The 24,780-nt window shown below is 70.8% G+C and carries 22 protein-coding genes; 8 read left to right on the plus strand and 14 right to left on the minus strand.

Annotated features, from left to right (window positions below; translation table 11 throughout):
* The first annotated feature begins 10 nt into the window (after nt 1-10).
* The 3 genes from J2Z30_RS08830 (at nt 11) to J2Z30_RS08840 (ending at nt 1,728) form a co-directional block, all read left to right on the plus strand.
* Nucleotides 11-424 carry a roadblock/LC7 domain-containing protein gene (locus J2Z30_RS08830; protein WP_020868201.1) on the plus strand — a complete coding sequence of 138 codons (414 nt, stop codon included), beginning with the start codon at nt 11-13 and terminating at the stop codon, nt 422-424.
* Nucleotides 425-506: 82 nt separating this feature from the next.
* Nucleotides 507-1,169, plus strand: a complete 663-nt coding sequence (locus J2Z30_RS08835; protein ID WP_063790901.1) for a DUF742 domain-containing protein — start codon at nt 507-509, stop codon at nt 1,167-1,169.
* Nucleotides 1,150-1,728 carry a GTP-binding protein gene (locus J2Z30_RS08840; protein ID WP_078956610.1) on the plus strand — a complete coding sequence of 193 codons (579 nt, stop codon included), beginning with the start codon at nt 1,150-1,152 and terminating at the stop codon, nt 1,726-1,728. The genes J2Z30_RS08835 and J2Z30_RS08840 overlap by 20 nt, the downstream gene beginning before the upstream one ends.
* Nucleotides 1,729-1,861: 133 nt before the next feature.
* Here the strand turns inward: J2Z30_RS08840 and J2Z30_RS08845 are convergent, their stop codons facing one another.
* The 5 genes from J2Z30_RS08845 to J2Z30_RS08865 all read right to left on the minus strand — a co-directional run bounded on the left by J2Z30_RS08845 (nt 1,862) and on the right by J2Z30_RS08865 (nt 8,324).
* Nucleotides 1,862-2,101, minus strand: coding sequence for an acyl-CoA carboxylase subunit epsilon (locus tag J2Z30_RS08845; RefSeq protein ID WP_078956611.1), 240 nt, complete (start codon nt 2,099-2,101; stop codon nt 1,862-1,864).
* Nucleotides 2,102-2,156: 55 nt separating this feature from the next.
* Nucleotides 2,157-3,740, minus strand: a complete 1,584-nt coding sequence (locus J2Z30_RS08850; RefSeq protein ID WP_044569604.1) for an acyl-CoA carboxylase subunit beta — start codon at nt 3,738-3,740, stop codon at nt 2,157-2,159.
* 329 nt (nt 3,741-4,069) lie between these two features.
* Nucleotides 4,070-5,668 (minus strand): citramalate synthase, encoded by a 1,599-nt coding sequence (gene cimA, locus J2Z30_RS08855; protein ID WP_044569605.1) that lies wholly within the window; start codon nt 5,666-5,668, stop codon nt 4,070-4,072.
* A 323-nt stretch (nt 5,669-5,991) separates the two neighbouring features.
* The gene (locus J2Z30_RS08860; RefSeq protein WP_044569606.1) at nt 5,992-7,077 is read right to left on the minus strand and encodes a branched-chain amino acid aminotransferase; all 1,086 of its coding nucleotides are present in this window, start codon (nt 7,075-7,077) and stop codon (nt 5,992-5,994) included.
* Between the two features lie 203 nt (nt 7,078-7,280).
* Nucleotides 7,281-8,324 (minus strand): 3-isopropylmalate dehydrogenase, encoded by a 1,044-nt coding sequence (locus J2Z30_RS08865; protein WP_044569608.1) that lies wholly within the window; start codon nt 8,322-8,324, stop codon nt 7,281-7,283.
* Between the two features lie 128 nt (nt 8,325-8,452).
* Here J2Z30_RS08865 and J2Z30_RS08870 point away from each other — a divergent pair, with 128 nt between their 5' ends.
* Entirely contained in the window at nt 8,453-10,036 is a 1,584-nt protein-coding gene (locus J2Z30_RS08870) for a purple acid phosphatase family protein (RefSeq protein WP_044569609.1), read from the plus strand.
* On the opposite strand, the gene J2Z30_RS50825 is transcribed toward J2Z30_RS08870, so the two are convergent.
* The 3 genes from J2Z30_RS50825 to J2Z30_RS08880 form a co-directional block, all read right to left on the minus strand.
* Nucleotides 10,030-10,152: a hypothetical protein gene (locus J2Z30_RS50825; RefSeq protein ID WP_020868213.1), complete on the minus strand. Its 123-nt coding sequence runs from the start codon at nt 10,150-10,152 to the stop codon at nt 10,030-10,032. The two genes, J2Z30_RS08870 and J2Z30_RS50825, sit on opposite strands and share 7 nt — an antisense overlap.
* A 524-nt stretch (nt 10,153-10,676) precedes the next feature.
* Nucleotides 10,677-12,308 carry an L-glutamate gamma-semialdehyde dehydrogenase gene (gene pruA / locus J2Z30_RS08875; protein WP_044569610.1) on the minus strand — a complete coding sequence of 544 codons (1,632 nt, stop codon included), beginning with the start codon at nt 12,306-12,308 and terminating at the stop codon, nt 10,677-10,679.
* 68 nt (nt 12,309-12,376) lie between these two features.
* Nucleotides 12,377-13,303 (minus strand): proline dehydrogenase family protein, encoded by a 927-nt coding sequence (locus J2Z30_RS08880; RefSeq protein ID WP_044569611.1) that lies wholly within the window; start codon nt 13,301-13,303, stop codon nt 12,377-12,379.
* 164 nt (nt 13,304-13,467) lie between these two features.
* On the opposite strand from J2Z30_RS08880, the gene J2Z30_RS08885 reads away from it, so the two are divergent.
* Complete coding sequence (locus J2Z30_RS08885) at nt 13,468-14,733, plus strand: PucR family transcriptional regulator (protein ID WP_044569612.1); 1,266 nt, start codon at nt 13,468-13,470, stop codon at nt 14,731-14,733.
* A 62-nt stretch (nt 14,734-14,795) separates the two neighbouring features.
* Here the strand turns inward: J2Z30_RS08885 and J2Z30_RS50830 are convergent, their stop codons facing one another.
* A complete protein-coding gene (locus J2Z30_RS50830) occupies nt 14,796-15,437 on the minus strand; it encodes a TetR/AcrR family transcriptional regulator (protein ID WP_044569613.1) in 642 nt (213 codons plus the stop codon).
* A 109-nt stretch (nt 15,438-15,546) separates the two neighbouring features.
* On the opposite strand from J2Z30_RS50830, the gene J2Z30_RS08895 reads away from it, so the two are divergent.
* Together J2Z30_RS08895 and J2Z30_RS08900 are read left to right on the plus strand one after the other, a co-directional pair.
* Nucleotides 15,547-17,133, plus strand: a complete 1,587-nt coding sequence (locus J2Z30_RS08895; protein ID WP_044569615.1) for an MFS transporter — start codon at nt 15,547-15,549, stop codon at nt 17,131-17,133.
* Nucleotides 17,134-17,336: 203 nt separating this feature from the next.
* The gene (locus tag J2Z30_RS08900; RefSeq protein WP_044581339.1) at nt 17,337-18,293 is read left to right on the plus strand and encodes a glycoside hydrolase family 6 protein; all 957 of its coding nucleotides are present in this window, start codon (nt 17,337-17,339) and stop codon (nt 18,291-18,293) included.
* Between the two features lie 30 nt (nt 18,294-18,323).
* Here J2Z30_RS08900 and J2Z30_RS08905 read toward each other — a convergent pair whose 3' ends face one another.
* The gene (locus J2Z30_RS08905; RefSeq protein ID WP_044569616.1) at nt 18,324-18,908 is read right to left on the minus strand and encodes a Uma2 family endonuclease; all 585 of its coding nucleotides are present in this window, start codon (nt 18,906-18,908) and stop codon (nt 18,324-18,326) included.
* Between the two features lie 108 nt (nt 18,909-19,016).
* Nucleotides 19,017-19,631 (minus strand): TetR/AcrR family transcriptional regulator, encoded by a 615-nt coding sequence (locus tag J2Z30_RS08910; RefSeq protein WP_044569617.1) that lies wholly within the window; start codon nt 19,629-19,631, stop codon nt 19,017-19,019.
* Nucleotides 19,632-19,702: 71 nt separating this feature from the next.
* Here J2Z30_RS08910 and J2Z30_RS08915 point away from each other — a divergent pair, with 71 nt between their 5' ends.
* The gene (locus J2Z30_RS08915; RefSeq protein ID WP_044569618.1) at nt 19,703-20,287 is read left to right on the plus strand and encodes a peroxiredoxin-like family protein; all 585 of its coding nucleotides are present in this window, start codon (nt 19,703-19,705) and stop codon (nt 20,285-20,287) included.
* 66 nt (nt 20,288-20,353) lie between these two features.
* Here the strand turns inward: J2Z30_RS08915 and J2Z30_RS08920 are convergent, their stop codons facing one another.
* The 3 genes from J2Z30_RS08920 to serA all read right to left on the minus strand — a co-directional run bounded on the left by J2Z30_RS08920 (nt 20,354) and on the right by serA (nt 24,519).
* Nucleotides 20,354-21,856: an MFS transporter gene (locus J2Z30_RS08920; RefSeq protein WP_044569620.1), complete on the minus strand. Its 1,503-nt coding sequence runs from the start codon at nt 21,854-21,856 to the stop codon at nt 20,354-20,356.
* Nucleotides 21,857-21,900: 44 nt separating this feature from the next.
* A complete protein-coding gene (locus J2Z30_RS08925; protein ID WP_308279863.1) occupies nt 21,901-22,701 on the minus strand; it encodes a TetR/AcrR family transcriptional regulator in 801 nt (266 codons plus the stop codon).
* Between the two features lie 216 nt (nt 22,702-22,917).
* The gene (gene serA / locus J2Z30_RS08930; RefSeq protein WP_044569621.1) at nt 22,918-24,519 is read right to left on the minus strand and encodes a phosphoglycerate dehydrogenase; all 1,602 of its coding nucleotides are present in this window, start codon (nt 24,517-24,519) and stop codon (nt 22,918-22,920) included.
* Between the last annotated feature and the right edge of the window lie 261 nt (nt 24,520-24,780).

Raw genomic sequence — 24,780 nt, forward strand, 5'->3', positions numbered from 1 at the left:
TGTGAGCCCGATGAGCCAGGCGGCGCAGAACCTGAACTGGTTGATCACGAACTTCGTGGACAACACCCCCGGGGTGTCCCACACGGTGGTGGTCTCCGCCGACGGACTCCTTCTGGCGATGTCCGAAGGCTTCCCCCGTGACCGAGCCGATCAACTGGCGGCGGTGGCCTCCGGCCTGACCTCGCTCACCTCCGGAGCCTCCCGCATCTTCGAAGGCGGCGTGGTCAACCAGACCGTCGTCGAAATGGAACGAGGGTTCCTCTTCATCATGTCGATCTCCGACGGATCCTCCCTCGCCGTGCTCGCCCACCCCGAGTGCGACATCGGCCTCGTCGGCTACGAGATGGCCCTGCTGGTCGATCGCGCGGGCAACGTCCTCACCCCGGACCTCCGCGCGGAATTGCAGGGCAGTCTTCTCAACTAGCAAACATGGAGTGCGTTTCGCGCCACCGCGCCATAGGGTGCGGTGGCGCGACCGGCAAGACAGGCGAGTTGGAGGAGGACACGTGGCAACGCCCCCTAGCGGATATCCGTACGCCCACGGGCAGCCGTCCGAGCCGCGCGGAGAGGGCCCAGTGAAGCGCTACAACTTCCCCTCCGCACCCAGCCGCCAGGCCCGCTCGCCACAGCAGCCGGAGCCCCAGCGGGAGCAGCAGCCCCCGCGGCGGCAGCCGCAGCGGCCCCAGCAACAGCCGTACACGCCCTCCTACGCGCCTCCCAGGCAGTCGGAGGGGTCCTGGTACGACGCGCCGCCCGCGCCCCGTATCGAGCCCGTACAGCCGCCTCAGCGCCCAGCCCCGGAACCTTCCTCCCCCGCGGGCGGCACCCATAACCCTCTGGTGCGCCCGTACGCCATGACAGGGGGCCGGACCCGGCCCCGGTACCAGCTCGCCATCGAGGCGCTGGTGCACACCACGGCCGACCCCGCTCAGCTCCAGGGCCAACTGCCCGAGCACCAGCGGATCTGCCACCTGTGCCGCGAGATCAAGTCGGTCGCCGAGATCTCCGCACTGCTCAACATTCCTCTCGGCGTAGCCCGCATCCTCGTAGCCGACCTGGCCGAGGCGGGGCTCGTCGCGATCCATCAGCCCGGCGGCGACGAGACCGCCGGCGGTCAGCCTGACGTGACACTGCTCGAAAGGGTGCTCAGTGGACTTCGCAAGCTCTAGCGGTGCAGCCCGCTCCACCACCTCCGCGAAAATCGTGGTGGCGGGCGGCTTCGGCGTGGGCAAGACCACGTTCGTCGGCGCGGTCTCGGAGATCAACCCGCTGCGCACCGAAGCCGTGATGACCTCCGCCTCGGCGGGGATCGACGATCTCACCCACGCGCCGGACAAGACCACCACCACGGTGGCCATGGACTTCGGCCGCATCACGCTGGACCAGGACCTGATCCTGTACCTGTTCGGCACGCCCGGCCAGGACCGCTTCTGGTTCATGTGGGACGACCTGGTCCGCGGTGCCATCGGCGCGGTCGTCCTGGTGGACACCCGCCGCCTCGCCGACTGCTTCCCGGCGGTCGACTACTTCGAGAACTCCGGGCTGCCGTTCGTCATCGCCCTCAACGGCTTCGACGGGCACCAGCCCTACAACCCCGAAGAGGTCCGCGAGGCCCTCCAGATCGGCCCCGACGCGCCGATCATCGTCACCGACGCCCGCCACCGCAGCGAGGCCAAGAGCGCGCTGATCACCCTGGTCGAGCACGCGCTGATGGCCCGGCTGCGCTAGCCGAGGCCGACGGCGGAAGCCAAAATCCCCTGCTCTCCGAAGGAGAACAGGGGATTTGTGCGTTTCAGCGGGCCTTCTCGGGCGTCCGGGCGGTGTGCGGCCGTCCGGACCCGGCGGCGCCTGTGGGGCGCGGTCAGCCCTGCCAGCTGTGCGGCGCGCTGAACGCCGGGCGGCGCTCCAGACGGCGCCAGCGGGCGGCGCTGCGGCTCGGGCGGGTGGAGCCGGCGGCCCGGTGGGTGCCGGCGGCCGCGCGGGCGAGCAGCACCGCGGTGACCGCGGCGAGCTCCTCGGCGTCGGCGTGGCCCTTCTCGACCCGGACCAGGGTGGCCGCCGCCGCGGCGGCGGGATCGGCGATATCGCTGGGTGTGCTCACGGTTTTCTCTTCTCCCTTGTCGCGCGGGTCCCGCGCGAGGTCATGAACGTGAGGGTTACTGCGGCGGGTTGCCGTGCTTGCGGGACGGCAGGTCGGCGTGCTTGTCGCGCAGCATCGCCAGGGACCGGATGAGGACCTCACGGGTTTCGGCCGGGTCGATCACATCGTCGACCAGCCCCCGCTCGGCCGCGTAGTACGGGTGCATCAGCTCGGACTTGTACTCCTTGACCATGCGGGCGCGCATGGCCTCGGGGTCGTCGGCCCCGGAGATCTGACGGCGGAAGATCACGTTGGCGGCGCCCTCGGCACCCATCACCGCGATCTCGTTGGTCGGCCAGGCGTAGGTCAGGTCGGCCCCGATGGACTGGGAGTCCATCACGATGTAGGCGCCGCCGTACGCCTTGCGCAGGATGACGGAGATCCGCGGCACGGTGGCGTTGCAGTACGCGTACAGCATCTTGGCGCCGTGCCGGATGATCCCGCCGTGCTCCTGGTCCACACCGGGCAGGAAGCCGGGCACGTCGAGGAAGGTGACCAGCGGGATGTTGAAGGCGTCGCACATCTGGATGAAGCGTGCGGACTTCTCCGACGCCTCGATGTCCAGCACCCCGGCCAGCGACTGCGGCTGGTTGGCGATGATGCCGGCCACCTGGCCGTCGAGCCGGGTCAGCGCGCAGATGATGTTGGTCGCCCAGCGCTCGTGGACCTCGAGGTACTCGCCGTCGTCGACGATCTCCTCGATGACCTTGCGCATGTCGTACGGCCGGTTGCCGTCGGCCGGGACGAGGTCCAGCAGCGAGTCGCCGCGCCGGGAGGCCGGGTCGTCGGACTCGACGGTCGGCGGGTTCTCGCGGTTGTTCTGCGGCAGCAGCGACAGGAGGTAGCGGACCTCCTCGAGGCAGGTCTCCTCGTCGTCGTAGGCGAAGTGGCACACACCCGAGGTCTCGGCGTGCACATCCGCGCCGCCCAGTCCGTTCTGGCTGACCTTCTCGCCCGTCACCGCCTGGACCACATCGGGTCCGGTGATGAACATCTGCGAGGTCTCCCGGACCATGAAGACGAAGTCCGTCAGCGCCGGGGAGTACGCCGCGCCGCCCGCGCACGGGCCGAGCATCACGCTGATCTGGGGGATGACACCGGACGCCTTGGTGTTCCGCTGGAAGATGCCCCCGTAACCGGCGAGCGCCGAGACGCCCTCCTGGATGCGGGCACCGGCGCCGTCGTTGAGGGACACCAGCGGCGCCCCGGCCGAGATGGCCATGTCCATGATCTTGTGGATCTTGGTGGCATGGGCTTCCCCCAGCGCCCCGCCGAAGATCCTGAAGTCGTGTGCGTAGACGAACACCGTCCGTCCGTGGACGGTCCCCCAGCCGGTGACGACACCGTCGGTGTAAGGCTTCTTGGCCTCAAGACCGAACCCGGTCGCACGATGCCGCCGCAGCGGCTCCACTTCGTTGAAGGACCCCTCGTCAAGCAGCAGATCGATCCGCTCGCGAGCCGTCAGCTTCCCCTTGGCCTTCTGGGCCTCGGTCGCCCGCTCGCTCGGGCCACGCCGAGCCTGCTCGCGAATCGCGTGCAGCTCGGCGACGCGCCCGCGAACGTCACTCGCCTCAGCAGGCGCACCTTCGAGATTGGTCATGCAATGACGGTACGTTCCCGGGCCCCCGGAAACGCATGTCAATTCCCTACAACGTCAAGGGCGTTTTGGTGGGCAGGCGGAACAGAACTGGACAGCGGCTTTCCCACTACCTGGTGTCCTAAAGGACTATCGGCCCTGTCGGCACCCCACAAACCTCCAGGCCGTGACGGTGTGAGGGGCGGGCGCGACCACCCGGATGGGCGGCGTCCGCCGGAGCGGCCGTGCGGCCGGATCGGGCAACGGAGCACGTCGGCCGCGCTCCGCTCCCCGCACCCTACTCCGGCCGCCGCCGACGCCGCACCGTCCGCCTCCTCGCGCCGGCCGGCGCGTCACTCCTGCGGGTCCACCCCGGCCCGCAGCAGCCCGTAGGCGTAGGCGTCGTCCAGTGCCTGCCAGGACGCGGCGATCACGTTCTCCCCGACGCCCACGGTCGACCACTCCCCCTGGCCGTCCGCGGTGGCGACCAGCACCCGGGTCGTCGACTCGGTGCCGTGCTTGCCTTCCAGGATGCGGACCTTGTAGTCCACCAGCTCCATCGTCGCCAGCTGCGGATAGATCCGCTCAAGACCCACCCGCAGCGCCCGGTCCAGGGCGTTGACCGGGCCGTTGCCCTCCGCCGTGGCGACGATCCGCTCGCCCTTGGCCCACAGCTTCACGGTGGCCTCGTTGGCGTGGGTGCCGTCCGGGCGGTCCTCGACGATCGCGCGCCAGGACTCGACGCGGAAGAAGCGGCGGGGACGGCCCTCGACCTCCTGGCGCAGCAGCAGCTCGAAGGAGGCGTCGGCGGCCTCGTAGGTGTAGCCCGCGAGCTCCCGCTCCTTGACCCGCTCCACGATCCGGCCCACCAGCGCCCGGTCGCCGCCGAGGTCGATGCCCAGCTCCTTGCCCTTGAGCTCGATCGACGCCCGTCCGGCCATGTCGGAGACGAGCATCCGCATGGTGTTGCCGACCCGCTCGGGGTCGATGTGCTGGTACAGATCCGGGTCGACCTTGATCGCGGAGGCGTGCAGTCCGGCCTTGTGGGCGAAGGCGGAAACACCCACATAGGGCTGGTGAGTGGACGGCGTCAGATTGACGACCTCGGCGATCGCGTGCGAGATCCGGGTCATCTCCTCCAGGGCGCCCTCCGGCAGCACCCGGCGGCCGTACTTGAGCTCCAGGGCCGCGACGACCGGGAAGAGGTTGGCGTTGCCCACCCGCTCGCCGTAGCCGTTGGCCGTGCACTGGACGTGGGTGGCGCCCGCGTCCACGGCGGCGAGGGTGTTGGCGACCGCGCAGCCGGTGTCGTCCTGGGCGTGGATACCCAGCCGCGCCCCGGTGTCGGCCAGCACGGTGCGGACCACCGCGTCGATCTGGCCGGGGAGCATGCCGCCGTTGGTGTCGCAGAGGATCACCACCTCGGCGCCCGCCTCGTGGGCGGCGGAGACGACCTGCTTGGCGTAGCCGGCGTTGGCGCGGTAGCCGTCGAAGAAGTGCTCGCAGTCGAGGAAGACCCGGCGGCCCTGGGACCGCAGGTAGGCGACGGTCTCCCGGACCATCGCGAGGTTCTCCTCGAGCGTGGTGCGCAGGGCCAGCTCCACATGGCGGTCGTGGGACTTCGCCACCAGGGTGATCACCGGCGCCCCGGACTCCAGCAACGCCTTGACCTGGGCGTCGTCCTCGGCGCGCACCCCCGCCTTGCGGGTGGCGCCGAACGCCACCAGCTGGGCGTGTTTGAAGTCGATCTCGGCGCGGGCCCGAGCGAAGAACTCCGTGTCGCGCGGGTTGGCACCGGGCCAGCCGCCCTCGATGAAGCCCACGCCGAAGTCGTCCAGGTGACGGGCGATGGTCAGCTTGTCCGCGACCGTGAGGCTGATGCCCTCGCGCTGCGCTCCGTCGCGCAGGGTGGTGTCGAAGACATGGAAGCCGTCGTCGGGCAGATCCTTCATGGTTGGTCTGGCTCCTGTCGGATGGATCTCGGTCTACCGGAATATCCGGTTCCGCGCCCTCCTATGATCCCTCACGCTTCGCCTCCGGCGGGATGGTCCGGAAAACGAAAAGACCCCTCGCGGGTGCGAGAGGTCTGCGCGCGGGTCTGGGGCACGGTGGCCGCCCCGTACCTGGTCGTACGGGCGGTCACTGCGGACCGGCGCGCCTGCTGCCAATAATCATGACGAACGAGAGCACGGGAGCAGTTTGGCACATTCCGCCCCCGCGCTCTCATCCGTCTCAGGATGCGAACTCTCGGCGTCAACGAGGTGACGCCCGAAGGTCAGCCCAGGGGGTGCATCCAGCCATGCGGGTCCGGGGCGGCGCCGGTCTGGACGTCCAGCAGCGCCTTGCGCAGCCGCATCGTCACCTCGCCCGGCTCACCGTCGGCCACCGTCCAGCTCGCCCGAGCGGACTTGACCGAGCCGACCGGGGTGATCACGGCCGCGGTACCGCAGGCGAAGACCTCGGTGAGGGTCCCGTCGGCGTTGCCCTCGCGCCAGTCGTCGACGGAGATCCGGCCCTCGGTGACCTCGTAGCCGAGGTCGGCGGCGATCTCCAGCAGCGAGGCGCGGGTGATCCCCGGCAGCAGCGAACCGGACAGCTCGGGGGTCACGATGCGGTCCCCGTACACGAAGTACAGGTTCATCCCGCCCATCTCCTCGATCCAGCGGCGCTCGATCGCGTCCAGCCAGACCACCTGGTCACAGCCCTGCTCGGCGGCCTGCGCCTGGGCGACCAGGGAGGCCGCGTAGTTGCCGCCCGTCTTGGCCGCGCCGGTGCCGCCGGGCGCGGCGCGGACATACTCCTCCGAGAGCCAGACCGAGACCGGCTGCACACCGCCGGGGAAGTAGGCCCCGGCCGGGGAGGCGATCACCACGAAGAGGAACTCGTTGGCGGGCCGGACGCCGAGCCCGACCTCGGTGGCGAACATGAAGGGCCGCAGATACAGGGACTGCTCCCCGTGGCCCGGCACCCACGCCTTGTCCTGGGTGACCAGCGCGTCACACGCCGCGACGAAGGTCTCGACGGGGAGCTCCGGCATGCCCATGCGGCGTGCGGAGGTCTGGAACCGCTCGGCGTTCTGGTCGGGGCGGAACGTGGCCACGGTGCCGTCGGGCCGGCGGTACGCCTTGAGCCCCTCGAAGATCGTCTGGGCGTAGTGCAGCGTCATGTTCGCCGGGTCGAGCGAGAGCGGGGCGTACGGCACGAGCTGGGCCTCGTGCCAGCCACGGCCCTCCGTCCACTTGACCGTCACCATGTGATCGGTGAAGTGGCGGCCGAATCCGGGGTTGGCCAGGATCTTCTCCCGCTCGGCGGCTGGAAGGGGGTGGGAGGAGGGCTTGAGCTCGATCGTGGGCGTCGTCATGGCAGGTAGTCCTTCACCTTGGGTTGTGGCGGACCGCGCTCGCACCATCCTGCCCGCAAGCGGTACTAGGACATCCAAGCTCTTCTTCACACAGCGGCCCCACCGCGGATTATCTCCTAGGTGAGGCCGGGGAAGTGAGCGTTGTGCAACGCGCGGCCCAAGGTCGATGGTCGCACCCAGCCGCGCACTGGCACAGGCTGGGGTCAGCCGGATACTCGGGCGGCGAGCGCGTCGCCGATCTCGTCGGTGGTGCGCGGCGCGGCCGCGTCCCGCTCGGCGAGGTCCGAGGCGACGGCGGTCTCGATACGGGCCGCCTCGTCCCCGTAGCCGAGGTGCGACAGCAGCAGGGCCACCGACAGGACGGTCGCCGTCGGGTCGGCCTTGCCGGTGCCCGCGATGTCCGGCGCGGAGCCGTGGACCGGCTCGAACATCGACGGGAAGGCGCCGGAGGGGTTGATGTTTCCGCTCGCGGCGAGCCCGATGCCACCGGTGACGGCGGCGGCGAGGTCGGTGAGGATGTCACCGAAGAGGTTGTCGGTGACGATCACGTCGAACCGCTCCGGCTGGGTGACGAAGAAGATCGTCGCGGCGTCGACGTGCAGATAGTCGGTGGTGACCTCGGGGTACTCCTGGCCGACCCGGTCGAAGATGTTCTTCCACAGGTGGCCGGCGTGCACCAGGACGTTGTTCTTGTGCACGAGGGTCAGCTTCTTGCGCGGCCGGGAGTCGGCACGCTCGTAGGCGTCCCGGACCACGCGCTCGACCCCGTGGGCGGTGTTCAGGCTGACCTCGGTGGCGACCTCGTCCGGGGTGCCGGTGCGCATCGAACCGCCGTTGCCCACGTACGGGCCCTCGGTGCCCTCGCGGACGACCACGAAGTCGATGTCGGGGCGGCCGGCCAGCGGGGTCGGGGTGTTCGGGAAGAGCTTCGACGGACGCAGGTTGACGTAGTGGTCGAAGGCGAAGCGCAGCTTGAGCAGCAGCCCGCGCTCGAGCACGCCGGAGGGCACCGACGGGTCGCCGATCGCGCCGAGCAGGATCGCGTCGTGGTCCTTCAGCGACTCCAGCTCCGCGTCCGGCAGGGTGTCGCCGGTGGCGTGCCAGCGCTGGGCGCCGAGATCGTAACTCCGGGTCTCCAGCTTCACGTCCTGCGGAAGGGCGGCGGAGAGGACCTTCAGGCCCTGGGCCACGACTTCCTGGCCGATACCGTCACCGGGGATCACTGCGAGGCGAATGCTGCGAGACATACCGGGACCCTACCGCTCGTCCCATGGATTGACATAGGCGTTCCAGCATTCGGACGGCCGCCCAGCGGCAATCACCCGTTCACCCCCTGTATGGTGCGCCGTTGACCGCTCGGGGGACATTCCGGTCCATGGATACACCACGGTTCGGCGTACCGGAACGGCTCGCCCAGCGGATGACCATGGCGGAGCAGCACGAGTATCTGCGGGCCCGGCTCTCCCGCCGCCGGGTGCTGCGCGGGGGCGCCGCCACGGCGGGCACGGTCGCGGGCGCGGGGCTGCTGGGCGGGGCGGCGTGCGCGGCCGGGACCAGGCCGGCGCCGGCCGCGAGCCCGAAGCCGGGGGCCGCCACGGTGGACGGCACGCTGGTCGCCCCGTTCGGCCGCCATCTGGCCTTCGGCGCCGATCCGCGGACGCAAATGCGGATCTCCTGGCAGGTCCCGTTCGCGGTGCGGAAGCCGTATGTGCGGATCGGCACCAGCCCGTTGGAGCTCACCCGCAAGGTCGAGGCCGAGGTGCGCCATCTGCACACCCCGTCGCTGAGCGCCAAGCTGCCCGCGGTCGACCAGTTCCATCTGCACGCCGCGGTGGACGACCTGCGCCCCGGGGTCACCTACTACTACGGCGTCGGGCATGCGGACCGCGATCCGGCCGTGCCGCGTCACTTCGCGTCCGTGGGCACCTTCCGCACCGCGCCGGACCGGCCCGGGAAGTTCGTCTTCACCGCCTTCGGGGACCAGGGGGTGAGCTATGACGCGCTCGCCAACGATCAGTTGATCCTCGGCCAGAACCCGTCGTTCCATCTGCACGCCGGAGATCTGTGCTACGCGGACACCACCGGCCACGGAGAGAAGTCCGACCTCTATGACGCCCGGGTCTGGGACTCCTTCCTCGCCCAGACCGACTCGGTCGCGGCGAGCGTGCCGTGGATGGTGACCACCGGCAACCACGACATGGAGGCGTGGTACTCCCCCGACGGCTACGGCGGCCAGCTGGCCCGCTGGTCACTGCCCGAGAACGGCCCGGACCCGCGCAAGGCGCCCGGGGTCTATTCGTTCGTCTACGGGAACGTGGGCGTGGTCGCCCTGGACGCCAATGACGTGTCGTACGAGATGCCGGCCAACAAGGGGTACACGGACGGGGCGCAGACCCGCTGGCTGGACCGCGAGCTGGGGCGGCTGCGCAAGCGGCCCGGCATCGACTTCCTGGTGGTCTTCTTCCACCACTGCGCCTACTCCACCACCAGCGCCCACGCCTCGGACGGCGGGGTGCGCGACGCGTGGGTGCCGCTGTTCGACAAGCACCAGGTGGACCTGGTCATCAACGGCCACAACCACGTCTACGAGCGGACCGACGCGCTCCGGGGCGGCAAGGTCGCCCGCCGGGTCCCGGTGGAGGGGAGCGCCGACGCGGTGCGCGACGGGATCGTCTACGTGACAGCGGGCGGGGCGGGCGCGAAGCTCTACGAGTTCCCGGTGCCCGACAGCTACGAGGGGCACGTCAACCACCTCGACGAGGTGAAGACCTACCACTGGACCGAGGACGGCGAGAAGAACCGGGACAGCGCGGACTGGTCCCGGGTCCGCTACACCGGCTTCTCGTTCCTCGCGGTGGAGGTGGAGCCGGGCCCCCGCCCCAGGCTCACCGTCACGGCCCTGGCGGAGTCGGGCGAGCGGGTGGACCGCTTCGAGGTGACCCGGCCCCGGCGTCAGTGACCGGTGGCGCCGCCGTTGTCCCGGCGGTCGAGGGCGCGCTGGAGCGCGGCGGCCGCCTTCTTGCGGTCGGTGTTGTCGGTCTTGCGGCGGATCCTGCGGACAGTCGTCTCGGCCATGATCACATCTCCTCTGCTGAACCCCGGTGAACGCCCGGGAGGAAGGAAAGCTCCCCGAGAAGGTGGCTGCCGGAAGGGGCGGGGGCCTGGGTGCGGCAGGGGTCGCCTGCGCGATGTGCACCGGCCGCGGCCGCCATCGCTGGATACAGCGAGACGTTCGGCTTCCACAAAAGTAAGGCAGCGGAGCGTCAGTGTCTGCACAATTAGTCGGACGTCCTACTATCTGAGACGCGAACAGCGTGATATCGGCCACTGACCCAGGGTGATCATCCACCGGCGCCGCGCCGATGGCCGAGGCCGACCCCCGTCCGACCTCGACCAACGGCGGTCGATCGCAAGTCCGTGGGCGATCCCGCGCCTGGTTACCCACGTAAACTGCGGTAAATAGTGCCTACTTGACTGCTTGACGCTAGCACCGCCGCGTATCGGGCGTCCACAGATTTCCCCCGACGCGCCCCCGTACAGCACCGCGCCCCCGGACCACTTCAGTGCGGTCCGGGGGCGCGGGTCGCCGGGCCCGAGGGTCAGCCCATGTGCGGGTAGCGGTAGTCGGTCGGCGGGACCAGGGTCTCCTTGATCGAGCGGGTGGAGGTCCAGCGCATCAGGTTCTGCTTGGCGCCCGCCTTGTCGTTGGTGCCGGACGCGCGGCCGCCGCCGAAGGGCTGCTGGCCGACGACGGCACCGGTCGGCTTGTCGTTGATGTAGAAGTTGCCGGCCGCGAAGCGCAGCGCCTCACAGGCGGCGGCCGCCGCCGCGCGGTCCTGGGCGATGACGGCGCCGGTCAGCCCGTACGGGGCGGCCGACTCCATCTGCTTCAGCATCGCGTCGTACTCCTCGTCCTCGTAGACGTGCACCCCGAGGATCGGGCCGAAGTACTCGTCCTTGAAGATCTCGTTCCCCGGGTCGGTGGAGACCAGCACGGTCGGGCGGACGAACCAGCCCTCGCTGTCGTCGTAGGAGCCGCCCGCGACGACCTCGATCGTCGGGTCGGACTTCGCCCGGTCGATCGCCGCCTTGTTCTTGGCGAAGGCGCGCTCGTCGATGACCGCTCCCATGAAGTTGTCGAGGTCGGCCACATCGCCCATGGTCAGCCCGTTGACCTCGGTGGCGAACTCCTCCTTGAGGCCGTTCTCCCACAGGGAGCGCGGCACATAGGCGCGGGAGGCCGCGGAGCACTTCTGGCCCTGGAACTCGAAGGCGCCGCGGGTCATCGCCGTCTTGAGCACCGCCGGGTCGGCGGAGGGGTGGGCGACGATGAAGTCCTTGCCGCCGGTCTCACCGACCAGCCGCGGATAGGTCTTGTAGTTCTCGATGTTGTTGCCGACCGTCTTCCACAGGTACTGGAAGGTACGGGTCGAACCGGTGAAGTGGATGCCCGCGAGGTCCGGGTGGGCCAGCGCCACCTCGGAGACCTCCTTGCCGTCGCCCGTGACCAGGTTGATCACGCCCTTGGGCAGCCCGGCCTCCTCCAGCACCTCCATGAGCAGCACGGCGGCGTGCGTCTGGGTCGGGGACGGCTTCCAGACCACCACGTTGCCCATCAGGGCGGGGGCGGTCGGGAGGTTGCCCGCGATGGCGGAGAAGTTGAAGGGGGTGATCGCGTAGACGAACCCCTCCAGCGGCCGGTGGTCGGTGCGGTTCCAGACCCCGGGCGAGTTGGTCACCGGCTGCTCGGCCAGGATCTGGCGGGCGAAGTGGACGTTGAAGCGCCAGAAGTCGATCAGCTCACAGGGGGTGTCGATCTCCGCCTGCTGCGCGGTCTTCGACTGGCCCAGCATGGTGGACGCGGCGAGCGTCTCCCGCCAGGGGCCGGAGAGCAGATCGGCGGCCTTGAGGATGACCGCGGCGCGGTCGTCGAAGCTGAGCGCGCGCCACGCCGGGGCCGCGGCCAGGGCGGCGTCGATCGCGTCCTGCGCGTCCCGCTGGGTGGCGTTGCCGTAGGTGCCCAGGCGGGCGGAGTGCTTGTGCGGCTGGACGACGTCGAAGCGCTCCCCCGCTCCCATCCGCTTCTGGCCGCCGATGGTCATCGGCAGGTCGATGGGGTTCTCGCCGAGCTCCTTGAGCTTGGTCTCGAGGCGGGCGCGCTCCGGGGTACCGGGGGCGTAGGTGTGCACCGGCTCGTTCACCGGCACGGGGACCTGGGTGACGGCGTCCATGATGGCCGTTGTCTCCTTCGATCGTCGGGGGCGTCGGGGGGTTACGAGGTCTGCGATCCCGGGAGCGGTCAGCGTCGGCCGACCAGCGAACGCAGGAAGAATGTGAGGTTGGCGGGACGCTCCGCGAGGCGGCGCATGAAGTACCCATACCAGTCTGTGCCATACGGGACGTAAACCCGCATACGGTGACCTTCCGCCACCAGCCGCTCCTGCTCGGCCACGCGGATCCCGTACAGCATCTGGAACTCGTACTCGTCCAGCTTGCGCCCGAGGCGGTGTGCCAGATCCTGGGCGATGGCGACCATACGCGGATCGTGCGAGCCGATCATGGGGTAGCCGTCACCGGCCATCAGGATCTTCAGACAGCGCACGTATGCACGGTCCACCTCGCGCTTGTCCTGGTGGGCGACGCTCGCCGGCTCGTTGTACGCGCCCTTCACCAGCCGCACCCGGGAGCCTTCCCCGGCCAGCGCCCGGCAGTCGTCCTCGGTCCGGAAGAGATAGGACTGGAGGACCGCGCCGGTCTGCGGGAAGCGGGTGCGCAGCTCGCCGAGGATGGCGAGGGTGGAGTCCACCGTGGTGTGGTCCTCCATGTCGAGGGTGACGGTCGTGCCCGCCGCCGCGGCGGCCTCGACGACCGGGGTCACATTGGCCAGCGCCAGATCGTGGCCCCCGGGCAGCGCCTGGCCGAAGGCGGAGAGCTTCACGGACATCTCCGCGCGCCCGGCGAGCCCCTCGGCGGCCAGCGCCTCGGTCAGCGCCAGATAGGCGTCACGGCTGCGCAGCGCCTCGGACCGGTCGGTCACGTCCTCGCCCAGATGGTCCAGGGTGACGTCCAGGCCGCGGGCGGTCAGCGACCGCACCGCCCCCAGGGACTCGGCCAGCCGTTCCCCGGCGACGAAGCGGTCCACCATCGGGCGGGTGACCGGCGCGGCCGAGACGATACGGCGGATGGCGGCACTGCGCGAAGCGGCGAGCAGCACGGGTCCCAGCACGGGGCACCTCCACGATGACGGCCGATGAACGGCAACGGCAACTCACCGTGAAACTTAAGGATGGCGCGGATTCCGGACCATCGACAGCTGTCACGCATCCGTGGCCGGGATCTCAGACATCTGTATGAGAATGTGGGAGGCGAAAGCGGGAAGAGGCGGGACCCATGCGCGACGACTACCAGCAGCTGGTGGACGAGATCACGGCGGTGCTCCGGGCACCCGCGACCCTGGAGAACCGCGATTTCGCACTGATCGCCTTCGGTGCCCAGGACAGCGAAGACAGCGATGACACGGCGGAGCCCGCGCTGGACCCGGTCCGCACCCGCTCGATCCTCCAGCGCCGCTCGACGGCGGCGGTGCGGGCCTGGTTCGAGGCATTCGGGATCGCCCGAGCGCAGGCTCCGCTGCGGATTCCGCCCGACCCGGCGGCCGGGGTGTTCATGGGCCGCATCTGTCTGCCCGTCCGGCACCGCGGGGTGGTGCACGGCTATGTCTGGCTGCTGGACGACGGCCATCTCGCCGATCTGGAGCTGGGCGGCCCGGCGGGCGCTCGGGACCCACGGCTGGTCCGCGCGATGGAGACCGCGGACCGCATCGGGGCGCTGCTGGCGACCGAGGCGCGGGCCGGGGAGGAGCTCGGCGAGCTGCTGCGCGATGCGCTGACCGGACCGCCGGCCGGGCGGGACGCCGCCCGCTCCGGACTGCGGACCGCGCTGCGCGGAGCGGCCGACGGGCCGCTGGCGCTGGTGGCGGTGGTGCCGTGGACACCGGGGACCGGCGAGGACGCGGACCACCCGGGCCTCCCCCATCTGCCGGGCATCGTGGCCGCGTGCGCGCTGCTGGGGGACGCGGCGGCCGGGGCGGCGGGGGCGCCCGGAGCGGGGCTGGCGGCGCTGGTCCGGCTGCGCGCGGCCTCCGCCCTGGACCCGGCCCGCGCGACGGCCGAGCAGCTGTTGCGCTCGCCCCGGGCCACGGCGGGTGGCAGGGGCCCGCGGAGACCGGCACCCAGGGCCGCCGCCGGGGTCAGCGCTCCCCGGCGCGGGCTGGAGGATCTGCCCGCCGCCTGGCAGGAGGCGCTGGCCGCCGCGCGGGCGGCGCACGCCGACACCCATCTGGGCCCGGTCGCGGAGTGGTCCGCCATCGGCCCGTACCGACTGCTGGCCGCGCTGCCCGCGCTGCCGCCCGACGCCGCCGTACGGCCGCTGCTGGAGCCCGCGCACGCCGAGCTCGCCCGCACCGCCGAGACCTTCCTGGACTGCGCGGGACAGGCCGGGCGCACCGCCCAGCGGCTGGGCATCCACCGGCAGACGCTGTACTACCGGCTCTCGCGGGTGCGGCAGCTGACCGGTCTCGACCTGGACGCGGGCGAGGACCGGCTGCTGCTCCATATGACGCTGAAGGCCGCGCGTCTCGGGCCGCCGGGGCGCTGAGCCGAGCCCCTGAACCCTTGCGCCCTTGAGCCCTTGCGCCCCTGAGCCCTTGCGCCCCGAGGTCAGTCGGCGGAGGCCGCGGGGGTGTCAGGGGCGTCTGGGGCGGCCGGTGCCGCGGGGGCGTCACCGACGATCCGGCGCATCGCCTCGACGAGGTCATGGGCGCTTGGCATGAGGTCGGGGTCGATGGCCATCTGGACGACCATCCCGCTCACGAGCGTCATATAGAACGAGCCCATGACCCGGGAGGTCTCCTCGTCCACATCGCGCTCGTCGATGCCGTGGATCAGCCCCACCAGCCCCTGGCGCCCCTCCGGTTGGGCCCGGCCGAAGGCCGCGCGCAGCTCGGGGTCGTGCTGAACCTGGAGGATGGCCTCCAACTGGGAGCGCCACACCGCCTGGTGCTTGTCGAACAGCTCGAGCACCCGGGTCCACCGGGCCTCGAACCGCTCCCGCAGCCCGGTGTCCGGGCCCTCGCCCGCCGGTGCGTCCGCCTCGAGGGACCGCTGGACGTCATCGGCCCAGTCGCCCATGGAGGCGAAGAGCGCCTCCCGCATCAGGGCGTCCTTGGAGCCGTAGTGGTAGCCGATGGAGGCCAGATTGGCGCCCGAGGCGGCCACGATGTCCCGCGCCGTCGTACGGGACCAGCCCTTCTCCTCAAGACAGCGCTTGGCCCCGGCCAGCAGATCCTCTCGATGTCCCATGGCGCCAGGGTATCCCGACCCCATACGACCGTCCTAGACGAACGTCTCACACGACCGTCTTACACAGCCGTACTAGACGCTCGTTTAAGACGCTCGTATAGTCGCCGCCATGACCTCGACTTCCACCGGCCCACGCGCCGGACGCAGGGAATGGACCGCCTTCGTGGTCCTGATGCTTCCGCTCCTCCTGGTCTCCATGGATGTGTCGGTGCTGTACTTCGCGGTGCCGGCCATCAGCCGGGAGCTGCACCCCAGTTCCACCCAGCAGCTGTGGATCTTCGACATCTACGCCTTCGCCCTCGCCGGGCTGCTCATCACCATGGGAGCGCTGGGCGACCGCTTCGGACGGCGGAAGCTGCTGCTGTTCGGGGCCGCGGCCTTCGGCGCCGCGTCCGTCGCGGCGGCGTACGCGCAGAGCGCCGAGATGCTCATCACCGCACGGGCGGTGCTCGGGATCGGCGGCGCCACGCTGATGCCCTCGACGATGGCGCTGGTCCGCAACCTCTTCCTCGACGAGAGGCAGCGGGCCAAGGCGATCGCGATCTGGTCGTCGGCCATGGCGGGCGGTATCGCGCTGGGCTCGGTGCTGAGCGGGGTGATGATCGAGCACTTCTGGTGGGGCTCGGTCTTCCTGATCAACGTCCCGGCGATGGTGCTGCTGCTGGCGCTGGTGCCGCTCCTGGTGCCGGAGTTCAAGGACCCCGCGCCCGGGGCGTTCGATCTGCCGAGCGTGCCGCTGTCGATGGCCGCGGTGCTGCCGGTGATCTACGGACTGAAGAAGATCGCCGCCGACAACGGCGTCGGCCTGATCCCGGTGCTGTCCATCGTGGCCGGTCTCGCCATCGGCGCCGTCTTCGTACGGCGCCAGCGCATCCGGCACGACGCGATGATCAGCCCGGAGCTGTTCCACCACCGCGGTTTCGGGCCGTCGATCGCGCTCAACGCGCTGGCCACCTTCGCCATGATGGGCTCGGCCTACTTCACCACCCAGTATCTGCAGTCGGTGCTCGGCAAGGGCCCGTTGGAGGCGGCGCTGTGGAGCCTGGCCCCGTCCGTCTGCGTCGGCATCGCCGGGCCGGTGGCGGCCGCGGCGGTCCAGCGCGGCGCCAACCGGGCGTACGTGATCGGCGCGGGCTTCGCGACCGCGGCTATCGGCTACGGGATTCTGGCCCTGGCCGATACGGAAGCACTGTGGACCGTGCTGATCGGCGCCGCCGTCCTGGCCAGCGGGATCGTCGCGGTGATGTCGCTCGTCACCGACCTGGCGATCGGCAGCGTCCCGCCGAAGCGGGCGGGTTCGGCGGCCGCGCTGCTGGAGACGGGCCAGGAGTTCGGCGGGGCGATGGGCATGGCGGTGCTCGGCAGCGTCGGCACCGCCGTCTACCGGAGCGACGTCAAGGACTCACTGGGCGCCGGACTGCCCGCCGACGCCCTCGACCAGGTGCGCGAGACACTGGGCGCGGCCGCCGCGGTGGCGGGCTCGCTGAAGGGGCGGGCCGGGGAGCATCTGCTGGACGCGGCGCGCGAGGCGTTCACCCACGGGATGCGGATCGCGTGCGGGGCCGGGGCGACGGTCCTGGTGGCGGGCGCGATCCTGGCCCTGGTGACGCTGCGCCGGGTCGGGGCGGAGGACGCCGGACCCACGGTCGAGGACGCGCCCTCGACCCGCGCGGACGAGGCGGTGCCGAGTCGCTGAGCCCTGTGTGCCGTGCCTGTTGGGGACCCCACCGCGGTGGGGTCCCCAACAGGCGCTGCGCACACGGCGATTTGACCGCAGCCGTACGCGTTTTCTCGAACATCACGGCAACCATTCCCCGCCCGGCGGCAACCAGAGGACGGCGGCCGGACACGGCGGCCAGAGGTCTGACCAGCCACCCCACGCGAGAGGAGTGACGCACCGTGCGCATCACCAGAGCGTTAGCGGCAGCCGGGCTCGCCGCCGCCTTCCTGATCGGCGCGGCCCACGCACCGCAGGCCGTCGCGGGCGAACTGCCGGGCGACACCCGGTTCTTCAACAACCCCGACTCGCTCGTCAACAAGTGGGTCGCCGCGAATCCGGGCGACTCCCGGCAGCAGCGCATCGCCTCACGGATCGCCAGTCAGCCCCAGGCCGTGTGGTTCTCCCGGTACTCCCCCGCCACCGTCACCGAGGACGTCCGCAAGGTCACCTCCGCCGCCTCCGCCAAGGGCCAGACCCCCGTCCTGGTGACGTATCAGATCCCCAACCGCGACTGCGGCGGGGCCTCCGCCGGTGGCGCGCCCGACCTCGCGAGCTATGACACATGGGTGCGCGGCTTCGCCGCCGGGCTGGGCAGCGGGCCCGCCGTCATCATCCTCGAACCCGACTCGATCGCGCTCATCAGCTGCCTCTCACCCACCGAGCTGAGCGGCCGCTACGCCTCCCTGGCCCGCGCCGCCACCGCCGTCCACAGCGCGAACCCCAGCGCCCGGGTGTACTTCGACGCCGGCCACTCGGCCTGGAACAGCGCCGCCGTCCAGGCCTCTCGGCTCCGCTCGGCCGGCGTGCTGACCAGCGGCGACGGCATCTACGGCAATGTCTCCAACTTCCGCCGCACCGCCGACGAGGTGACCTTCACCAAGAGCGTGCTCGCCCAGCTCGGCACCTCCTCCGGGCTCACCGCCGTCATCGACACCAGCCGCAACGGCAACGGCCCCGCCCCCGACAACGCCTGGTGCGATCCCCACGGCCGCAAGGTCGGCGAAAACCCGACGGCGAACACCGGCGACCCGGCCATCGACGCCTACCTCTGGGTCAAGCCCCCGGGCGAAGTCGACGGCTGCGCGGGCCCGGCGGGCACCTTCGCACCGGACTACGCCTATGAACTGGCGGGCTAGCCACCGGCCGGCCCCTCGGTCTCGAGGGGCCTACAGCCGGTCGATCTCGGTGAGGTCGATGTCGATGTCGAAGGGGACCGTGAGCTTCAGGCGGTCGTGGTGGATACCGGAGGGGACGTAGCAGCCGGTCACTGAATCCAGCTCGTACACGTGCACAACGGGGCGGCTGCCCGCGTCCTTCTCGATCAGCCAGAAGTGCTGGATCTCCGCCTCGGCATAGAGCTGCGGCTTCCGCTTGCGGTCGCGAAGTTGCGATTCCGGCGACACCACCTCTACCGCGAGGACGGTGTCAACAGCCTTGTAGCCCGTCTCATGGGCGTCAGCGGTGGTCGCCTCGGCCCGCACGACGGAGATATCCGGCTCGGGACGGTTGCCGCTGTCGAGAGTGATCGTCATCTCGCGGCGCACCCGCAGCGTCTCCGGCACCGACGCCCGGAGCCCCCTCTCCAGCAAATACATCGCCAGCGAGTGAAAACTCTTCTGCGGACTCACGAAAACCAGGCTCCCGTCGATCAGCTCAGTGTGCGGCGGGAGATCCGGAATGCGGTCAAGGTCGTCTGCGGTGAATCCGCCCGGGGGCGGAAAGGCCCAGGCCGGAAGCGGTTCAGCAGTCATGGTTCCTCCCATGGACGGGATTCTGTCCGCGTGACCAAGGGTAGCGGGCAGGAACGCCGGGAACGCCCCACACAGGTGAGCGGCGGCCCCGGCGTTGACGCGCCCCGGCTATGGGCCCAGCCCGCGCAGGAACACCTCCAGGCCCCCGAAGAACTCCCGCTCCACCCCCACGCTCCGCGCCTGTCGTGCCGTGTCGGCCAGGTACGGGAACGCGTCGGACGGCAGCTCGGAGATCGTGACCGTGCCCGCGCCGGACAGCGGTCCCAGGTGTTCGAGCTGGATCGCGCCGATCACATAGCCGAGCAGGGCGCGCAGGGCGAGGACCCGGCGTTCGCCGTCCAGGCCCGCCGCGGTGAGGATCGCGAGCGCCGTCTCCGCCCACCGCAGTGAGCTGGGGGAACGGTGCCGGTGGGTGAGGGTCAGCGGGAGGACCGCGGGGTGGGCGCTGACCGCGTCGCGCAGTCGGCCGACCATGATCCGGAGCCGTTCGTCCCATGGAGCTCCGGGATCGGGCGGCGTGGTGTCGACGGCGCCGAGGACGCGCTCGACCACCAGCCCTTCGAGCTCCTCGCGGTCGTCCACATAGCGGTAGAGCCCCATCGTGCTCATTCCGAGTTCCTTGGCGACCGCGCGCATCGAGAGCCCGGCGAGCCCCTCGCGGTCGAGGACGGCGAGGGCGGCCGAGGCGGGCTGATCGGGGGTGAGGGAGCGTGGTCGTGGCATGGCGATTGACAGCGTACGGCATACGCCTACGCTGGTAGGCGTATGCCGCACGCTTACGAAAGGGGGCTTCCATGGAGCCCGGTTCCGTCGTCTCCGCCCGGACCCTCACCCCGGTGACCGGACCGGCCGTCGCCGTGCCCGACTCCGGCCGGCTGATCCACCTCCAGTTCCGGCGCTTCGCCGGATGCCCCGTCTGCAATCTCCATCTGCGGTCGATCGTGCGGCGCCACCAGGAGATCGAGACGGCCGGAATCCGGGAGGTGGTGGTCTTCCACTCCCCCGCCGAGGAACTGCGGAAGCACACGGACGACCTGCCGTTCGCCGTCATCGCCGACCCCCAGAAGCGGCTGTACCGGGAGTTCGGGGTGGAGCAGGCGCGCAGGGCCCTGCTCAGCCCACGCGCCTGGGGGCCGGTCGGGTGGGCGCTGGTCACCGGCGCGTGGGCGGTCCTTCGCGGCCGGGAGAGGCTCCCCGAACCCAGCCAGCCCGGGGGCCGCCTCGGGTTGCCCGCGGACTTCCTGATCCTCGGGAACGGCATCGGCGGGGACGGCCGTGTCATCGCCGCCAAGCACGGCGAACACGCCTATGACCAGTGGTCGGTGGACGAGCTGCTGGAGCTGGCCACCCGTGCGCCGCGCCCCGACCCCACCTCCTGACCCACCACCACCGGAGGCCCTCCGCTCCGGCGGTGGAGCGAAGGGCCTCCGGGGCGCGGGGCGATGTCAGCCCATGTGGGCGGGGAGCGGGGTGGCGCCTTCGGTGCCGGGCTCGCGTACCGGGCGCGGGGTGTTCATCAGCAGGGCCACGACCACCGCGGCGCCCACGAGGATCGAGGACGAGACGACGAAGGCGTGCGAGAAGCCCTCGACCAGACCGGCCTTGGCCGTCGCCTTGGCGGTCTGAGGTGTCATCTGCCGGGCGTGCGAGGCCATGTAGTCGGAGGTCGCGCTGGTGGCGATGGTGTTGAGCATCGCCGTGCCGATGGAACCGCCGATCTGCTGGGCGGTGTTGACGGTGGCGGAGGCGACACCCGCGTCCCCCGCCCCCACCCCATGGGTCGCGTAGTTCATCGAGGGCGCCATCACCAGGCCCATGCCGAAGCCGACCAGGAGCTCGGCGGGCAGCACCCCCGCCGCGTACGAGCTGTCGACGTCCAGGGGCACCAGCAGGACGACTCCGGTGGCCGCGATCAGCAGACCGGGCGCCACCAGCAGCCGCGGCGGCACCTTGGGGATGAGGCGGGAGGCGACGCCGCCCGCGCCGATCAGCACCGCCCCGGTCATCGGCAGGAACGCCACCCCGGTGAGCAGCGCCGAGTACCCCTTCACGAGCTGCATGTAGTACGTGAGGAAGAGGAACATCGCGAACATGCCGACCACCGAGAGGCCGACCGCCAGATAGGCGCTGCCGCGGGTGCGGTCCGCCACCACGCGCGGCGGCAGCAGCGGGCGTGCCACGCTCCGCTCCACCATGACGAAGGCGAGGAGCAGCACCGCGCCCAGGATCAGCAGCCCGGTCACCAGCCGGGAGTCCCAGCCCTCGGACTCGGCCTCGCTGCATCCGTAGACCACGGCCACCAGCCCGCACACCGCCAGCACCACACCGGGGATGTCGAACCGGGCCCGGCCCTCGGCGCGGGTGTCGGTGGGCAGCACGGACCAGCTGATGGCGGCGACGACGGCGATCGGCACATTGACGTACAGGCACCAGCGCCAGTCGAGGTACTCGGTCAGCAGTCCGCCGACGACCAGCCCGATCGCACCGCCGCCCGCCGCGATCGCACCGAAGATGCCGAACGCCTTGGCGCGCTCACGGGGCTCGGTGAAGTTCACCGCGAGCAGCGACAGCGCCGAGGGGGCGAGCAGCGCGGCGAAGGCGCCCTGCAGGGCGCGGGCCGCGAGCAGCATCTCGAAACCGGAGGCGGCACCGCCGAGCGCGGAGGCCCCGGCGAACCCCAGCAGGCCGATGAGGAAGGTGCGCTTACGGCCGGTGTAGTCCGCGATCCGGCCGCCGAGCAGCAGCAGACTGCCGAACGCCAGGGTGTAGGCGGTGATGACCCACTGCCGGTCGCCGTCGGAGATGCCGAGATCCCTCTGGGCCGACGGCAGGGCGATGTTCACGATGGTGATGTCGAGGACGATCATCAGCTGGGCCAGGCCGATGAAGACGAGGGCGAGCCAGCGCCGGGGGTTGGCTCGCGGCGGTGCCTCTGAGGGCTGGGACATGACGATGCCTTTCTGGTCTTGCGGAAGGCGAGCGGAGAGGGAGGTCAGACGGGGTCGGCGGGGGGATCGGAGTGGAGGTCGGGGGCGGCGTCGTGGGCGCCTCGGGCCTCCCGGACGTCGTGCGCGTCGTGGGCCTCGTGGGCCTCGTGGGCCTCGTCGATCACTCGCTCCCGGATGCGCTTGAACGCCGCCGCGTCCACGGCCGGGCCGCCGAGCGGGGTGGTGGGGCGCGGGGAGCCGGTGGGGCGCAACCCGTCGATGTAGACATCAAGTTGGCGATGGGCGAGGGCGTCATCGGGGGCGAACCGGCCGCCGCCGGGCAGCGGCCGCGTCAGCCGGATGATCATCAGCGTGATGTCGCCGAAGACGACATCACTCCGGACCAGCCCCTGGGCCTGGGCACGCAGGAGCATCGCGTCGATCGGGTCGACGGCGTCGCCGGGGACGCTGTCGAGGATCTCGTCCACGGTGAACCGGCCCAGCAGTGCGGGCATCACCGAGCCGATCTTGAGGTCGAGGGCGGCGTGCATGAAGCGGCGCAGCGCGAGACAGGGATCGCCCTCCTCGGCGACGGCCCGGTTCGCGGCCTCGACCAGCGCGGTCAGCACCTCGATGGCGACCCCTCGGTGCAGATCGGCACGGTGTGGAAACCGCCGGTAGAGGGTCGCGATGCCGACCCCGGCGCGCCGGGCTATCTCATCCAGCGGGGCATCCGGCCCCTGATCGGCGAAGACCTCGCGGGCGGCGCGCAGGAGCTGCTCCCGGTTGCGCCGCGCGTCGGCTCGCATGGGGGGCGACGGGACGTCGGCAGGGGCGTCGGTGTCGGTCTCAGCGTCTGCGGACACGGGGCTCTCCTGACAGCACGGCACATACCTACAGCTATGTGGAGAAATTTTCTCCACATAGCTGCGAGCGTAGCGAGCCCACCGCTATTATTCAACACGCGATGAAAAAGATCCGGAACCCCTCCGGGGCGCCTTGCCGCCGCAGACGCGCAAAGACCTGGGCCCGGCCCCCGCCGAAGCGGGGACCGGGCCCAGATGGGTGATGTCTGAAGCGGCTCAGACCAGATTGACCGAGCGGGCCGAGGTGGCGCCGATCTCCTCGGCGATCTCGGTGAGCACGGGCTGCGGAATGGTGTCGTCCACCGTGAGCGCCACCAGTGCGGCACCGCCCGCCGCCGCCCGCGAGACCTGCATCCCCGCGATGTTGATCCCCGCCTCGCCCAGGATGCGGCCGAGCGTGCCGACCACACCCGGGCGGTCGGTGTAGCGGAGGAAGGCCATATGGTCGGCAAGCGCCAGATCCACGTCGTACTCCCCCACCGCGACGATCTTCTGCTGGTGCTTGGGGCCGGCCAGCGTGCCGGAGATCGAGACCTCCTCGCCGTCCGACAGAGTGCCGCGCACGGTCACCACATTGCGGTGCTCGTTCGACTCCGAGCTGGTGGTCAGCCGCACCTCGACCCCGCGCTCCTGCGCGAACAGCGGCGCGTTCACATACGAGACGGTCTCGTCGACGATGTCCTCGAAGACGCCCTTGAGCGCCGACAGCTCCAGCACCTTGACGTCGTGCTGGGTGATCTCGCCGTACACCTCGACATCGAGGCGGACCGCGACCTCGCCCGCCAGCGCGGTGAAGATCCGCCCCAGCTTCTCGGCCAGCGGCAGACCGGGCCGCACGTCCTCGGCGATGACGCCGCCCTGGACGTTCACCGCGTCCGGGACCAGCTCGCCGGCCAGCGCCAGCCGCACCGAGCGGGCGACCGCGATGCCCGCCTTCTCCTGGGCCTCACCGGTGGAGGCGCCCAGATGCGGGGTGACCACCACATTGTCGAACTCGAACAGCGGGGACTCGGTGCACGGCTCCTGGGAGAAGACGTCCAGCCCGGCCCCGGCCACCCGGCCCTCCTTGAGGGCGGCGGCCAGCGCCACCTCGTCCACGATCCCGCCGCGCGCGGCGTTCACGATCCGGAGCTCCGGCTTGACCTTGTGCAGCGCCTCGTCGCCGATCAGGCCGACCGTCTCGGGGGTCTTGGGGAGGTGGACCGTGATGAAGTCGGAGACCTCGAGCAGCTCGTCCATCGAGAGCAGCTTCACACCCATCTGCGCGGCCCGCGCGGGCTGCACATACGGGTCGTACGCGACGACCTTCATGCCGAAGGCGGACATCCGCTGGGCCACCAGGACGCCGATGCGGCCGAGGCCGACCACACCCAGGGTCTTCTCGCTCAGCTCCACACCGGTGTACTTGCTGCGCTTCCACTCGCCGTTCTTCAGCGCCGCACTGGCCTGCGGAATGTTCCGGGCCGTGGCCACCAGCAGACCGCAGGCGAGCTCGGCGGCGGTGACGATGTTGGACGTCGGCGCGTTGACAACCATGACGCCCGCCTTGGTGGCGGACGAGACGTCCACATTGTCCAGGCCGACGCCCGCGCGGGCGACCACCTTCAGCTTCTTCGCGGCGGCGATGGCCTCGGCGTCGACCTTGGTCGCGCTGCGGACGAGGATCGCGTCCACATCGGCGATGGCGGGAAGGAGCTCGGCTCGGTCCGCCCCGTTGCAGTTCCGGATCTCGAAGTCCGGGCCCAGGGCCTCGACCGTCGCCGGAGAGAGCTCTTCGGCGATGAGTACGACGGGCTTACCAGTGGAAGCAGTGCTCACGTGGTCTTCAGTCCTCACTAGTCCTCAGCGGACGGCCGTCCCGACGGCCGCTGGCGGTGAAGGGGTCAGCCGCGTGGGAGACGCACGACGCTGTGAGCCTGACGCGCTTGCTGTTGATGAGTGTAGTGGCGGTCGGGCCTTCGTCATGTGCCGTTGCGGCAGGATCACCCGCACGTGGTGGTGCGCGATGGACAAAGCGCGAACCGGGTGCGGCGGGGGTCCGGCGGACCCCCGCCGCACCCGGGGCACGGCCTCCGCGCC

Source organism: Streptomyces iranensis (genome assembly GCF_017874715.1).
GTDB lineage: Bacteria > Actinomycetota > Actinomycetes > Streptomycetales > Streptomycetaceae > Streptomyces > Streptomyces iranensis.